This window comes from Brevundimonas sp. BAL450 (genome assembly GCF_015767455.1).
In the GTDB taxonomy this organism is placed as follows: domain Bacteria; phylum Pseudomonadota; class Alphaproteobacteria; order Caulobacterales; family Caulobacteraceae; genus Brevundimonas; species Brevundimonas abyssalis.
This window is the reverse complement of the sequence record NZ_JADWOW010000060.1, coordinates 63,806-77,125: the sequence shown is the minus strand read 5'-3', so window position 1 is coordinate 77,125 and position 13,320 is coordinate 63,806. Positions and strand designations below refer to the sequence as shown.

Below are 13,320 nucleotides of genomic sequence, written 5' to 3'. Positions count from 1 at the left end.
ACCAGGGCAGGGGCTGATCATGGCGCGCAAGTTCCTGGTGGTGGTGGATGACACCCCCGAGTTCGATTCGGCCCTGCGTTTCGCCGCCCGCCGCGCCCGGTCCACCGGCGGGCGCGTGGTGCTGTTGCGCGCCATTCCGCCCTCGGCCTTCGAGCACTGGTCCGGCGTACGTGAGGAGATCGAGCGGCAGCAGCGGGAGGAGGCCGAGGCCCTTCTCAACCGCTTTGGCGAAAAGGCCGCCGACCTGTCCGGCGCGGCGCCCGTGTTCCTGGTGGAGGAGGCCGAGACCCGCGACGCCATCATCAAGGCGGTGGACGCGGATCCTGAAATCAAGATCCTGGTCCTCGCCGCCGCCGTCGGCACGCGCGGACCCGGGCCGCTGGTGGCGGCCATCGCCAAGGAGGGCGCCGGCGTGGGCGGTCGTCGTCTGCCGGTCACCGTGGTGCCGGGCGACCTGACCGACGAGGAGGTCGAGGACCTAGCCTGACCCGGCTCGCAGGCGGCGCGTGCTCTTGCGAAGCGGGCAGCGGACGCGCATCTGAGGCCCATGTTCATCCAGACCGAAGCCACCCCTAACCCCAACGTCGTCAAATTCCTGCCCGGCCGCGACGTCTCGCCAGACCGCGCCCTGGAGTTTCGAACCATCGACGAGGCCCAGGTCTCGCCCCTGGCCGAGGGACTGTTCCAGCTGGAAGGCGTCGAGGGCGTGTTCTTCGGGGCCGACTACGTGGCCGTGACGCGGGCGGCGGCCGGCCCGGACTGGAGCGCCCTGAAGGCGCCGGTTCTGACCGCCCTGATGGATCATTTCACCTCCGGCGCGCCCCTGACGCGAGGCGAGGCCGCCCAGGCCGACGCCCATGCGGGCGGCGAGGGCGACAGTGAGGTGGTCAAGGAAATCAAGGCTCTGCTGGACACCCGCATCCGCCCGGCCGTAGCCCAGGACGGCGGCGACATCCTGTTCGACCGGTTCGACGAGGCGGACGGGGTGCTGTGGCTGCGCATGCGCGGGGCCTGCGCCGGGTGCCCGTCCTCATCGGCCACCCTCAAGGCCGGTGTGGAGAACATGATGCGCCACTATGTGCCCGAGGTGGCGCGGGTCGAACAGACTTTGTGAAACCAAACGGTCGCTCGCAAACGGTTGCAAGCCGGTTCATTCTGTTTTCATGACGCGATTCCGTGATGATCCCGAGGCCGATGCGCTGGGTCAGGCCCTGGCTGCCCTGCGCAAGGCGCGGGGTCTGAGTCAGGCCGAGGCCGGCGCCCGCATGGGCGTGACCAGCCAGGCCTGGGGTCTCTATGAGGCCGGACGCCGTCCCGGCATGTTCCGGCCGGACGTGCAGCGGCGCCTGACCGCCGCCCTGGATCTGACGCCCGAGGATCTGGCGCTGGAGATGGCCCGTCAGCCCGTCTCCCCCACACGAGCCGCTGAACGGCTTGAGGAAGGCGGACGAGCCTTCTCCGCCAACGGGACGGCGGGGTCCGTTCGGCGGACGCTGCAACTGCGTGATGACGATCTGGCGCCGTGGGCGGGCTCGGGCGTGGTGCTGGTTTATGATCTGGCCGTCTGGCCCCGGCGGGATCAGGGCTGCGTGGTCGAAACGGACGATGGGCCGGTGATCGGTCTCTATCACCGGGGCGACCGCGACACGGTGGTCCTGCGCGGCCCATCGGGCGACAAGCGGGTGCTGGAGCGGAGCCGGATCGGCTCCGTGGGGGCGGTCGTGGCCCGGCTCGAAGGGGTGGGCTGGCCGCAATGAAACAATATGGTTGTATTTTGCGTCTGATAATGAAACCTTGGGGCGCCGCAGCCCACGGAGGTTCCCTTGCCGCGCCGCTCGCCCCATCCCTCGCCCGAGGCGGATCTTCTGGACCGCGACCTGGGCGCGGCCATCCGCCGCTTCCGCACCGATCTGGGCCTGTCCCAGCACGCCCTGGCCGCGCGCCTGTCGCTGAGCGGCCAGCAGCTTCAGAAGTACGAGAGCGGGGCCAACCGGGTGTCGGCCTCGACCCTCTATCGGATCACCCGCGAACTGGACCAGCCGGTGACGGCCTTCTTCCCCGCCCCCGGCGGGCCGGACGGACTGGAGGCGTTGCTGGGAACCCCGGAAGGGCGCGCCCTGTCGCGCGGCTTTTCCCGCATCCACGACATGGCACAGCGCCGCGCGCTGGGGGTGATCGTCGAGGGGTTGGCCCGGAACGCCTGAGGCTTCGGTCGGAGACGGCCCTGTGAAGACCCTGATCATCGACACGGCGCTGGGCGCCTGCACCGCCGTGGCCGCCGACGGCTCGCGCGTGGTCGCCGCCGAAAGCGAGGTCATGGCCCGCGGCCATCAGGAACGGCTGGGCGGCATGGCGCGTGGGGCCATGGCGGCGGCGGGATGGTCCTTCGACCAGCTGGACCGCATCGCCGTGACCACGGGGCCGGGCTCGTTCACCGGCCTGCGCGTGGGCCTTGCCTTTGCCCAGGGCCTCGGGCTGGCGTTGGATCGGCCGGTGGCGGGCCTGTCCACCCTGGCCGCCCTGGCCCGCGACGCGGAGGCGGCGCCCGGCGCGGCGGTCTGGGCCATGATCGATGCCCGCCGGGGCCAGGTCTATGGCCAGCGATTCGTGGATTATACGCCCACGGAAGACCCTGCCGCCCTGGCCATTGAGGACGCGGCGGCCCGCATCGCGGGTGAACACAACACTGTCGTCCTGGTCGGCTCGGGAGCGGTCCTTGTGGCCCCTGCCGGCGCGCGCGTCATGGACAGCGCAGCGCCGTCGCCGGAGGCCCTCGCGCGGCTGGCTGCGGACCAGCCCGACGGCGAGGCCCGGCCGCTCTACTTGCGCGGGCCGGACGCCAAGCTGCCCGGCGGGCGGGATCCATCGTGAGCGACCCGGCCGATCTGGCGGCGATCCACGCCTCGGCCTTCGACGCGGGCTGGGACGCGGCGGCGATCCAGACGCTGCTGGACATGCCCGGCGCCGCGCTGGAGACGGAGGCCGACGGCTTCCTGCTCTGGCGCCGCGCGGCGGACGAGGCCGAGATCGTCACCCTGGCCGTTCGGCCCGAAGCCCGGCGACGGGGTCTGGGCGGGCGGCTGCTGGACAGGGTCCTGGATCGCGCACGCGACCAGGGCGTGGCGCGCCTGTTCCTGGAGGTGGCGCACGACAATGACGCAGCCCTTGCCCTCTATGCCTCCAGGGGCTTCGAACAGGCCGGAGGGCGGCCCGCCTATTACGCCCGCCCGGACGGCGTGAGGGCGGACGCACTGATACTGGCTCTCAACTTGGCCTGAGCGCTTTCCACGCGAGCGAGGGGTGACTATCTTGGCGACCATGGACCGGATCGAGAAACTCTGCGCCGAGCGCGGCATGCGCATGACCGAGCAACGACGCGTCATCGCGCGGGTGCTGTCGGAAGCCGATGACCACCCCGACGTGGAGGAACTGTACCGCCGCGCCTCGGCCATCGATCCGCACATCTCCATCGCCACGGTCTACCGCACCGTGCGCCTGTTCGAAGAGGCGGGCGTGGTCGAGAAGCACGACTTCGGCGACGGGCGCAGCCGCTACGAAGAAGCCGGCGACGATCATCACGACCACCTGATCGACACCAAGTCCGGCGAGGTCATCGAATTCTATGACGCCGAGATCGAGCGGCTGAAGACCGAGATCGCCGAGCGGCTGGGCTTCAAGCTGATCGGCCACAAGCTGGAACTGTACGGCACGGCCATCGAAGGCGCCTCGCCCACCAGTCGCGAGGGCCTGATCTTCACCCGGCACAACCGCCGCACCGAGGACGCTTGATTCTTCGCTTACGCTTGTGGGGGCTGTGCGAAATCCCCATAACCGCGCGATGATCGACGCTGAAGACAAGCCGACGTCCGAACGGGCCGAAAAGCGCCTGTTCATCAAGACTTACGGCTGCCAGATGAACGTCTATGACTCCGAGCGCATGGCCGATGTCCTGCGCCCGCTGGGCTATGCGCCGACCGACACGCCTGAAGATGCCGACTTCGTCATCCTGAATACCTGCCACATCCGCGAGAAGGCGGCCGAGAAGGTCTATTCCGAGCTGGGCAAGCTGCGGATGCTCAAGGACGAGAAGGCGTCGGACGGCCGGGGCGCCATGACCATCGCCGTGGCCGGCTGCGTGGCCCAGGCCGAGGGCGAGGAGATCATGCGCCGCCAGCCCGCCGTGGATCTGGTGGTCGGGCCGCAGGCCTATCACCAGCTGCCCGAGCTGCTGACCCGCACGGCGCGGGCGCGGGGCGAGCGCATCGGGGCGGACTTCGCCCCCAACGCCAAGTTCGACGCCCTGACCACTGAGAAGATCGGAGCGCGGGGCGTGAAGGGTCCGACCGCCTTCCTCACCGTGCAGGAGGGCTGCGACAAGTTCTGCACCTTCTGCGTGGTGCCCTATACGCGGGGCGCCGAATGGTCGCGCCCGGCCGCCGACATCCTGAGCGAGGCGCGCGAGCTGGCGGCGCGCGGCGTGCGCGAGGTCACCCTGCTGGGCCAGAACGTCAACGCCTATGACGGCGCGGGGCCGGACGGCGCGGTCTGGACGCTGGCGCGGCTGGCCTACGGGCTGGCGGAGATCGAGGGGCTGGATCGCATCCGCTATACGACCAGCCACCCCAACGACATGGGCGATGACCTGATCGCGGCCCACGCCGAGCTGGATGCCCTGATGCCCTATCTGCACCTGCCGGTTCAGTCGGGCTCTGACCACCTGCTGCGGCTGATGAACCGCAAGCACGGGCGCCAGAAGTATTTCGACCTGATCGACCGCATCCGCGCGGCCCGGCCGGACATGGCCCTGTCGGGCGACTTCATCGTCGGCTTCCCTGGCGAGACCGACCGGGATTTCGAGGACACCCTCGATCTGGTGCGGCGGGTGAATTACGCCTCGGCCTTCTCGTTCATCTATTCGCCGCGGCCCGGCACCCCGGCGGCGACCATGGCCGCCCAGGTGGAGCCCCATGTGGCGTCTGAACGCCTTCAGGCGCTGCAGGCCCTGCTGTTCGAACAACAGGTCGTCTTCAACCAGTCCCAGGCGGGCAAGGTCCTGCCGGTTCTGTTCGAGCGCAAGGGGCGTCATGGGCTTCAGGCCATCGGCCGCTCGCCCTATCTGCAGTCGGTTCACGTGGAGGACGCCGATCACCTGATGGGGCGGATCGTTCCCGTCCGCATTGAGCGCGGCCAGCAGAACAGCCTGACCGGGGCGCTGGTGGACGCCCCTGAGCACGACGCCCTCAAGCAGCGAGCGCCCGCGGCGCGAGCGACAGGACGCCAAGCATAATGGCCCGTGAGTCCGAGTTTCTTTCCCTGTCTGACGCGGCCCTTCGTTCGATCATCGGTCCGGGCAGCCGTCACGTCGCCCTGATCGAGGACGCCTTTAAGGTGCTGGTGGAATCGCCCGGGGGCGGGGTGTCCATCAACGGATCGGCCAAGGACCGGGCGGCGGCGAAGCGGGTCGTCGAGACCTTGGCCAAGCGCGCTGATCTGGGCGCCGAGATCACCGAGGCGGACGTGCGCACGGCCTTGGGCGCCCAGCGCTCCGGCGGCAAGACGCCGGAGGGCGTGGCCCTGCCGGTGGGCCGTCGCGGCGCCATCGCCCCCAAGACCCCGGCCCAGGCCCGCTATCTGGAGGCCCTCGCCAAGTGCGAACTGACCTTCGGCGTCGGCCCCGCGGGCACGGGCAAGACCTTTCTGGCGGCCGCCTATGGCGCGTCGCTGCTGCGGCGGGGCCAGGTGGACCGTCTGGTCATCACCCGTCCTGCGGTGGAGGCGGGCGAGAAGCTGGGCTTCCTGCCCGGCGACCTGAACGAGAAGGTGGACCCCTATCTGGCGCCCATATGGGAGGCCCTGAACGAGATCCTGGGCGCCGACGACGTGCGCCGCCGACGGGACAAGGGTGAGATCGAGGCCGCGCCCATCGCTTTCATGCGGGGACGGACCCTGTCCCACGCCTTCATCATCGCCGATGAGGCCCAGAACCTGACCCGTCTCCAGATGAAGATGGTGCTGACCCGTCTGGGCGAAGGCGCGCGCATGGTGGTGACCGGTGACCCCAGCCAGGTCGATCTGGTCAACACCCGGGACTCCGGCCTGCCCCACGCCCTGCGCATTCTCGAGAACGTGAAGGGCGTCGGCGTGCTGCGCTTCGAGGCCGCGGACGTGGTGCGCCACGCCATGGTCGAGCGGATCGTGCGGGCCTATGACGCCGACGCAGCGGCCGCGCGCGGCGGTGACGCGACCGCGCCATGATCGACATCGAGGTCGAGGACGACGCCTGGTCCGGGAGTGTTCCGGATGTGCAGGGCGTCGTTTCCCGGGCGGCCGAACAGGCCGCGCCGCCGGGCGACGTGGTGATCCTGCTGACGGACGACGAAACCGTGCGCGAGCTGAACGCCCGCTTTCGCGGCAAGGACCGCCCCACCAACGTGCTGTCGTTTCCCGCCCCCGAAAACGCCCGGCCCCATCTGGGCGACATCGTCCTGGCCCATGGGGTGTGCGCGGCCGAGGCCCGGGATCAGGGCAAGCCCTTCGCCGACCACCTGAGCCATCTGGTCATCCACGGGCTTCTGCATCTGACCGGGCATGACCATGAAGCGGATGACGAGGCCGAGGCGATGGAGGCGCAGGAGCGCACGCTTCTTGCGGCGCTGGGGATCCCTGATCCGTACCTGTCTCGAAATGACACCTGAAACCGAACCCGCTGATCTTAACCACGCCGAGCCTGACGCGGCGCCGGAGACGGCTGAAGCCGCCCCGCGCTCACGGGGAGGCGCCGTCTGGCTCCGTGTGGGCGCGGCCCTGACGGCGCTGATTCTGGGCGCGGCAGCCGCGGCGTCGCATCCGCCGTTCGGCTTCCTGATTGGAATCCTCGCCTATCCGGCCCTGATGTTGCTGGCCGAGCGGACGCGCACCACGCGCGGCGCCTTCGGTCTCGGCTGGCTGGCGGGGTTCGCCTATTTCTTCATCAGCTGCTGGTGGGTGGCCGAGGCCTTTCTGGTCAATGCCGAGGCCCACGCCTGGATGGCGCCCTTCGCCGCCTCGCTGCTGCCGGCGGGTCTGGCCCTGTTCTGGGGCGCGGCGGTGGCGATCTATCGCCGGTTCCATGTGGCGGGCCACCCGCTCCGGCCGCTGCTGTTCGCGGTGGTGTTCTGCGCCTTCGAATGGCTGCGCGGCACGGTTCTGACCGGCTTCCCCTGGAACCCGGCGGGCGCCGCCTGGGGCGCGGGATCGGCGGCCTCGCAGTTCGCGGCGGTGGCGGGCGTCTATGGTCTCGGCCTTGTCACCGTGGCTGGGACGTCCTTGATCGGCCCGCTGTTCGCGCCGGGACGCCTGAAAACGCGGATCGGCGCGGCGGTGCTGGGGGTGCTGATGATCGCCGTCATGGTCATCGGCGGGGCCTACCGGCTCAGCGTGGCCCGGCCCGAAGCCTCGGACACCACCGTACGCATCGTCCAGGCCGACGTGGAGCAGCAAGCCAAGTGGGACGCGGCCAATTTCGAGGCCATCGTCCAGCGGTATGTGAATCTGACGGCCCGGCCCGGGGCGCAGGTGCCGGACGTGATCGTCTGGCCCGAGGGCGCCTTGCCGGTGACCGCGAATGAGGCCTTCACCGAAGGTTCGCCCGTGGCCGCCGCCATGGCGCGCGCGGTTCAGCCGGGCCAGACCCTGCTGGCGGGTTTCAGCCGCGCGGAGCCGACTCCCGGGGGGGAGTGGCGCTATTTCAACAGCCTCTACGCCCTGTCCGACGCGGGCGAGGCGGGGCTGAGGGTCGAGGCGGTCTATGACAAGCACCGGCTGGTGCCCTTCGGCGAATATCTGCCGCTGGGCGACATCATGAGCCGCACGGGCCTGCGCAGCCTGGTGCATGTGCCCGCCGATTTCAGCGCCGGCCCGACCCCGGCGCCGCTGGCCCTGCCCGGCCTGCCCGATGTGCAGCCGCTGATCTGTTACGAAAGCCTCTATCCCGGCTTCACCCCGGGCGGCGAGACGCGGCCGGCCTGGATCGCCAATGTGTCGAACGACGCCTGGTTCGGACGCACCTCCGGGCCTGTCCAGCACCTGAACCTGGCCAGCTTCCGGGCTATCGAGACCGGACTGCCCATGGTGCGGGCGACGCCGACCGGAATCTCGGCCCTGATCGACCCCTGGGGCCGTGTCGTGCCGGGCAAGCGTCTGGAGCCGGGCGAGAGCGGGGTCATCGACGCGCGCCTGCCCCGGCCGCTGGGGCGGACTCCTTACGCCATAGGGGGCAATCTGATCTTTTTGGGTATGATGATGGCGGCTCTGGCCGGGGGACTCTGGCCTTTCCGCTCCCGGATTTCCCGCGCCAGGAGTCTCTCCGGGAATTAAGATGACTTCTTAGATTTTGAGGCTCATTCAGGCTAAAATCCTGCTCAGAATGCACGGAAGGTGGCGTGACATGGCGCGAGGCAAGGGCGACGAAGGGCCCCATCTGGTGGACCGCCACGTGGGGCGGCGGGTCGAGACGCGGCGCAAGGCGCTGGGCTACAGCCAGAGCCAGCTGGGCGCGGCGCTGGGCCTGACGTTCCAGCAGATCCAGAAATACGAGAAGGGCGCCAACCGCATCTCGGCCTCCAAGCTCTGGGAGATCGCCCAGTTCTTCAAGGTGGAGATCGGCTACTTCTTCGACGGCCTGACCGCCGCCGCGCCGGGGGTGGCCGCGAGCGACACCGTGTCCCTGGACCACGATTATCCCGTGACCCGCCAGAGTCAGGAGATCGCCCGCTTGGCGCCCCGGCTCAGCCTCAGCCAGCAAAAGGCGGCGCTGGCCATGGTTCGTGAACTGGCCGGTGAGCAAAAGGCCGACGCCCAGGACTGAGCGGAATCAACCTGAGCCCGCCGCGCGCGCCTTCTGCTGATCCCAGTAGGCGGGGCCGTCATCCGGCTTGAACATGGTGCGCGGCGTTCCGTCCGAAGTGGCCACCAGGAAGGTGTTGGTCGCGGCGTGATAATAGAGCGTGTCGCCGTTGCCTCGCCGTACGGTCTCGGTCCCGGCGGGTGGGGCGGTGATGAAGGCGTGGGCCTTCTCCACATAATCTTCGGCGGACGCGGCGCTGAAGGCCGCGCCGTTGCGTTCGAACAGCCGCTGGATGTTCTGCTCGGCGGTGTTGCGGCTGTTTGACGTCCAGCGCGCCGGCTCGCCTGAACGCTCGGCCCTGGCGGGTTCAGCCACGACGGCGACGGGCTGAACCGTCGCCTCGGTCGCGGCCTGCTCCGACCGGTCGCGCGTCTCGACCGCGCTGGGCCCGTTGTCGCACGCCGCCAAAGTGACAGCCGCCAGGGCGACGCCGCCCGCCATCCACAGATTGCGCAAGGTCATGAAACCCTCCCTCGAAAACCCGCAGAACGACGTTAGGCACAAAGTTAATGTTCATGCAATGTTCTTGTTCGGTCCTGCTGCGCCCCTCGACGGCGGCGGCGGCGCCCGGTAAGGCGAAGGCATGACCCGGACAGCCCCGAAAATCCTGCTGATCGTCGGCGGCGGCATCGCCGCCTACAAGGCGCTGGAGCTGGTGCGCCTGATGAAGAAGGCGGGCATGACCGTGCGCGCCGTGCTGACGAAGGCGGGCGCCGAGTTCGTCACGCCCCTGTCGCTGGCCTCCCTGACAGGCCACCCGGTGCATCAGGCCCTGTTCTCGCCCGAGGACGAGACCGCCATGGGCCATATCGAGCTGTCCCGCTGGGCCGACCTGATCGTGGTGGCGCCCGCAACCGCCGGTCTGATGGCCAAGGCGGCGAACGGTCTGGCGGACGACCTGGCCTCCACCGCCCTGCTGGCCACCGACAAGCGGGTTCTGCTGGCCCCGGCCATGAATGTGCGCATGTGGGAGCATCCGGCGGTGAAGGCCAATCTGGCGCGCCTGACCGGCTTCGACGGTCTGCACGGCATGGCGGTTGTCGGCCCCGACGACGGCGAGATGGCCTGCGGCGAGTACGGGCCGGGCCGCATGGCCGAGCCCGCCGCGATCCTCGAGGCGGTGCAGGGGCTGCTGGCCGGCGCCGCCGGACGCCCCCTGAAGGGCAAGCGGGCCCTGGTGACCGCAGGCCCGACCTTCGAGCCCATCGACCCGGTGCGTGGCCTGACCAATCGCTCCAGCGGCAAACAGGGCTACGCCATCGCCGCCGCCCTGGCCGATCTGGGCGCCGAGGTGACGCTGGTGTCGGGCCCCACGGCCCTGAGCGCGCCTCCGGGCGTGACGCGCGTGGATGTGGAGACGGCGGCCGAGATGCACGCGGCCTCCATGTCGACCCTGCCCGTGGACGTGGCGGTCATGACGGCGGCGGTGGCCGACTGGCGCGTGGACGACGTGGCCTCCGGCAAGATCAAGAAGGCGCCGGGCGGGCCGCCCATGCTGAGCCTGATCGAGAACCCGGACATTCTGGCGTCGGTCTCCTCGGCCAAGAGCAAGCGCCCCCGGTTGGTGATCGGCTTCGCCGCCGAGACCAGCGATCTGGAGGCCCAGGCGCGGGCCAAGCTGTCGCGCAAGGGCTGCGACTGGATCGTGGGCAATGACGTGTCCGACGAGGTGTTCGGCTCGGACGGCAACGCCGTGACCCTGATCACCAGGGGCGGCGCCAAAGCCTGGCCGCGCCAGTCCAAGGCCGCCGTGGCCCGTGCGCTGGCCGCCCGTATCGCCGAAACCCTGACAGATTGACGGACCGAGAATGACCGAGACCGTGACCGCCCGAATCCTGCGCCTGCCCCACGCCGAGGACCTGCTGCTGCCCGCCTATGAGACCGAGGGTTCTGCGGGCATGGACCTGCGGGCGGCCGTGCCGGAGGACCAGCCCATGACCCTGGCGCCGGGCGCGCGGGCGCTGGTCCCCACGGGGCTGAAGATCGCGCTGGAGCCGGGCTTCGAGGCGCAGGTGCGGCCCCGCTCGGGTCTGGCGCTGAAGCACGGGATCACCTGTCTGAACAGCCCCGGCACCATCGACAGCGACTATCGCGGCGAGGTGGGGGTGATCCTGGCCAATCTGGGGTCCGAGCCCTTCGTGATCCGGCGGGGCGAGCGTATCGCCCAGATGGTCATCGCCCGCCACGAACGGGTGCAGTGGTCCGAGGTGAAGAGTCTCGACGACACCGCGCGTGGCGAAGGCGGCTTCGGCTCCACCGGGCGATAGCTCAGTCCGGGACGTTCGCGTCCAGTTCGTCCAGCCAGACACGCGCCGTGGCGTCCGACGGCGCCCGCCAGTCCCCGCGAGGCGACAGCGAACCGCCGGTGACCACCTTGGGCCCGTTGGGCAGGGCCGAGCGCTTGAACTGGCTGGTCTGGAAGAAGCGGATCAGGAATTTGCGCAGCCACGACTTGATGGTCGCCAGGTCGTACTCGACCTTGTCCGCCTCGGGCAGATTGGCGGGCCAGGCGCCGTGGGTGCGGTCGCCCCACGCCTGATGGGCCAGATAGGCCACCTTGGACGGCTTCAGGCCGAAGCGGGTGATGTAGAACAGGAAGAAGTCGTTCAGGGCATAGGGTCCCACCGTGGCCTGGGTGGACTGGATCGCGCCGCTCTCGTCGGCGGGCACCAGTTCGGGCGAAATCTCGGTGCCCAGGATGGCGTGCAGGGTGGGGGCCGCCTCGGGCCCGACGATCGCCTTGTCGGCCACCCAGCGGATCAGGTGCTGGATCAGGGTTTTCGCCACCCCGCCGTTGACGTTGTAGTGGCTCATGTGGTCGCCCACGCCATAGGTGGCCCAGCCCAGCGCCAGCTCCGACAGGTCGCCGGTGCCCAGCACGAAGGCGCCGTGGTGGTTGGCGAGGCGAAACAGATAGTCGGTGCGCAGGCCCGCCTGAACGTTCTCGAAGGTGATGTCGTGGACCGGCTGACCCTGTGAATAGGGATGGCCGATGTCCTTCAGCATCTGTTCGGCCGCCGGGCGGATGTCGATCTCCTCGCCCGTAACCCCCAGTGCTTTCATCAGGTCCCAGGCGTTGGATTTGGTGCCCTCGGACGTGGCGAAGCCCGGCAGGGTGAAGGCCAGGATGTTCTTGCGCGGCAGGTCCAGCCGGTCGAACGCCCGGCAGGCCACCAGCAGCGCCTGGGTCGAATCCAGACCGCCGGAGACGCCGATGACGATCCGCTCGCCGTTCGTCGCCTTCATGCGCCGCATCAGGCCCTGCACCTGGATGTTGAACGCCTCGTAGCAGTCCTGATCCAGCCGCGCCGGATCGTCCGGCACGAACGGGAAGCGGTCCAGCGGGCGGATCAGGTCGGCGGCGTCTCCCGCGTCCCGGGCCTCGAACAGAACCCGGTCGAAGCCCACGTCCGATTCCTCGCGCCGCGCGCAGTCCGCGAAGGTGCCCGTGCGCAGGCGCTCCAGACCGATGCGCTCCACGTCCACATCGGCGATGATCAGGTGGCTTGCCATGGCGAACCGCTCGCCCGAGGCCAGGCAGGCGCCCATCTCGTGGATCGAGGCTTGGCCGTCCCACGCTAGATCGGTGGTGCTTTCGCCCCATCCGGCCGCGGCGAACACATAGGCGGCCATCGCGCGTGCCGACTGGCTGGCGCACAGCAGCGCCCGCTCGTCGGCCTTGCCGATCACCACATTGGAGGCGGAGAGATTGGTCAGGATGCGCGCCCCGCCCAGGGCCTGGCGGGTGGAGGGCGGCAGCGGGGACCAGTAGTCCTCGCAAATCTCCACGCCGAATACGAAGCCCGGCCTGTTTCCGGCGTGGAACAGCAGCCGCGTGCCGAAGCCGACCACGTCGCCGCCGACGCGAACCCCGGCGCCGTCGTGAAGCTCGTCGGCGGCCGGCGAGAACCAGCGCTTCTCGTAATACTCCCGGTAGTTGGGCAGATAGGTCTTGGGCACGACGCCGCGAATGCAGCCGTTCGCCATAACCACGGCGCAGTTGTACAGCCGCTCGTCGTGGCGGACGGGGGCGCCGGCGATCACCGCCACCCCTGCATCCTTCGTCGCCTCGGCCAGACGGCCCAGCTGGCGGTCCGCCTCATCCAGCAGCGCGTCCTGCATCAGCAGATCGTCGATGGCGTAGCCGGTCAGGCTCAGCTCCGGGAACACCAGCAGGTCGACGCCCTGTTCGCCCGCCTCGGCGATCAGGGCGATGTGCTCGTCCGCATTGGCGACCGGGTCGGCGGTGTGGACCACCGGGGTGGCGGCGGCCACGCGCACGAAGCCGTGGGCGGCGGGGGTGAAGAAGGGGTGCTGTCGGGCCAAATCCGGTGTCCTGATCCCTGTTCCGGGGTTCATGTAACCCCTCAAGCCTTCCCGCGCCATGAATCCGGCTGAACGATTGCGGGTGACGGGGCCGGGCCTTTCCCGCTAGA

The 13,320-nt window shown here is 69.6% G+C and carries 16 protein-coding genes; 14 read left to right on the top strand and 2 right to left on the bottom strand.

Annotated elements, in window-relative coordinates:
- Positions 1 to 19 precede the first annotated feature (19 nt).
- The 12 genes from IWC96_RS13240 to IWC96_RS13185 all read left to right on the top strand — a co-directional run bounded on the left by IWC96_RS13240 (position 20) and on the right by IWC96_RS13185 (position 8,845).
- Positions 20 to 487, top strand: a complete 468-nt coding sequence (locus IWC96_RS13240) for a universal stress protein (protein WP_021697689.1) — start codon at positions 20 to 22, stop codon at positions 485 to 487.
- A 60-nt stretch (positions 488 to 547) separates the two neighbouring features.
- Entirely contained in the window at positions 548 to 1,114 is a 567-nt protein-coding gene (locus IWC96_RS13235) for a NifU family protein (RefSeq protein WP_021697688.1), read from the top strand.
- Between the two features lie 49 nt (positions 1,115 to 1,163).
- A complete protein-coding gene (locus IWC96_RS13230; RefSeq protein ID WP_021697687.1) occupies positions 1,164 to 1,757 on the top strand; it encodes a helix-turn-helix transcriptional regulator in 594 nt (197 codons plus the stop codon).
- 66 nt (positions 1,758 to 1,823) lie between these two features.
- On the top strand, positions 1,824 to 2,204 hold the full coding sequence (locus IWC96_RS13225; protein ID WP_021697686.1) for a helix-turn-helix domain-containing protein: 381 nt from the start codon (positions 1,824 to 1,826) through the stop codon (positions 2,202 to 2,204).
- Positions 2,205 to 2,226: 22 nt separating this feature from the next.
- A complete protein-coding gene (gene tsaB / locus IWC96_RS13220; RefSeq protein ID WP_021697685.1) occupies positions 2,227 to 2,871 on the top strand; it encodes a tRNA (adenosine(37)-N6)-threonylcarbamoyltransferase complex dimerization subunit type 1 TsaB in 645 nt (214 codons plus the stop codon).
- Entirely contained in the window at positions 2,868 to 3,278 is a 411-nt protein-coding gene (locus IWC96_RS13215; RefSeq protein WP_021697684.1) for a GNAT family N-acetyltransferase, read from the top strand. The genes tsaB and IWC96_RS13215 overlap by 4 nt, the downstream gene beginning before the upstream one ends.
- A 40-nt stretch (positions 3,279 to 3,318) precedes the next feature.
- Positions 3,319 to 3,789, top strand: a complete 471-nt coding sequence (locus tag IWC96_RS13210; protein WP_021697683.1) for a Fur family transcriptional regulator — start codon at positions 3,319 to 3,321, stop codon at positions 3,787 to 3,789.
- A 49-nt stretch (positions 3,790 to 3,838) separates the two neighbouring features.
- Complete coding sequence (gene miaB / locus IWC96_RS13205) at positions 3,839 to 5,287, top strand: tRNA (N6-isopentenyl adenosine(37)-C2)-methylthiotransferase MiaB (protein ID WP_196839076.1); 1,449 nt, start codon at positions 3,839 to 3,841, stop codon at positions 5,285 to 5,287.
- Positions 5,287 to 6,255: a PhoH family protein gene (locus tag IWC96_RS13200; protein ID WP_196839075.1), complete on the top strand. Its 969-nt coding sequence runs from the start codon at positions 5,287 to 5,289 to the stop codon at positions 6,253 to 6,255. Before miaB ends, IWC96_RS13200 begins: the two co-directional genes overlap by 1 nt.
- Complete coding sequence (gene ybeY, locus IWC96_RS13195; protein WP_021697650.1) at positions 6,252 to 6,695, top strand: rRNA maturation RNase YbeY; 444 nt, start codon at positions 6,252 to 6,254, stop codon at positions 6,693 to 6,695. Before IWC96_RS13200 ends, ybeY begins: the two co-directional genes overlap by 4 nt.
- Positions 6,685 to 8,355, top strand: coding sequence for an apolipoprotein N-acyltransferase (gene lnt / locus IWC96_RS13190; protein WP_081703472.1), 1,671 nt, complete (start codon positions 6,685 to 6,687; stop codon positions 8,353 to 8,355). Before ybeY ends, lnt begins: the two co-directional genes overlap by 11 nt.
- Before the next feature lie 70 nt (positions 8,356 to 8,425).
- Positions 8,426 to 8,845 carry a helix-turn-helix domain-containing protein gene (locus tag IWC96_RS13185; protein WP_021697648.1) on the top strand — a complete coding sequence of 140 codons (420 nt, stop codon included), beginning with the start codon at positions 8,426 to 8,428 and terminating at the stop codon, positions 8,843 to 8,845.
- Positions 8,846 to 8,851: 6 nt separating this feature from the next.
- On the opposite strand, the gene IWC96_RS13180 is transcribed toward IWC96_RS13185, so the two are convergent.
- On the bottom strand, positions 8,852 to 9,346 hold the full coding sequence (locus IWC96_RS13180) for a hypothetical protein (protein ID WP_021697647.1): 495 nt from the start codon (positions 9,344 to 9,346) through the stop codon (positions 8,852 to 8,854).
- 121 nt (positions 9,347 to 9,467) lie between these two features.
- On the opposite strand from IWC96_RS13180, the gene coaBC reads away from it, so the two are divergent.
- Both coaBC and dut read left to right on the top strand, forming a co-directional pair.
- Positions 9,468 to 10,682, top strand: coding sequence for a bifunctional phosphopantothenoylcysteine decarboxylase/phosphopantothenate--cysteine ligase CoaBC (gene coaBC / locus IWC96_RS13175; protein WP_021697646.1), 1,215 nt, complete (start codon positions 9,468 to 9,470; stop codon positions 10,680 to 10,682).
- Positions 10,683 to 10,692: 10 nt separating this feature from the next.
- Positions 10,693 to 11,151 carry a dUTP diphosphatase gene (dut, locus tag IWC96_RS13170; RefSeq protein ID WP_021697645.1) on the top strand — a complete coding sequence of 153 codons (459 nt, stop codon included), beginning with the start codon at positions 10,693 to 10,695 and terminating at the stop codon, positions 11,149 to 11,151.
- A 1-nt stretch (position 11,152) separates the two neighbouring features.
- Here dut and IWC96_RS13165 read toward each other — a convergent pair whose 3' ends face one another.
- Entirely contained in the window at positions 11,153 to 13,210 is a 2,058-nt protein-coding gene (locus IWC96_RS13165) for an NAD(+) synthase (protein ID WP_021697644.1), read from the bottom strand.
- Positions 13,211 to 13,320: the final 110 nt, after the last annotated feature.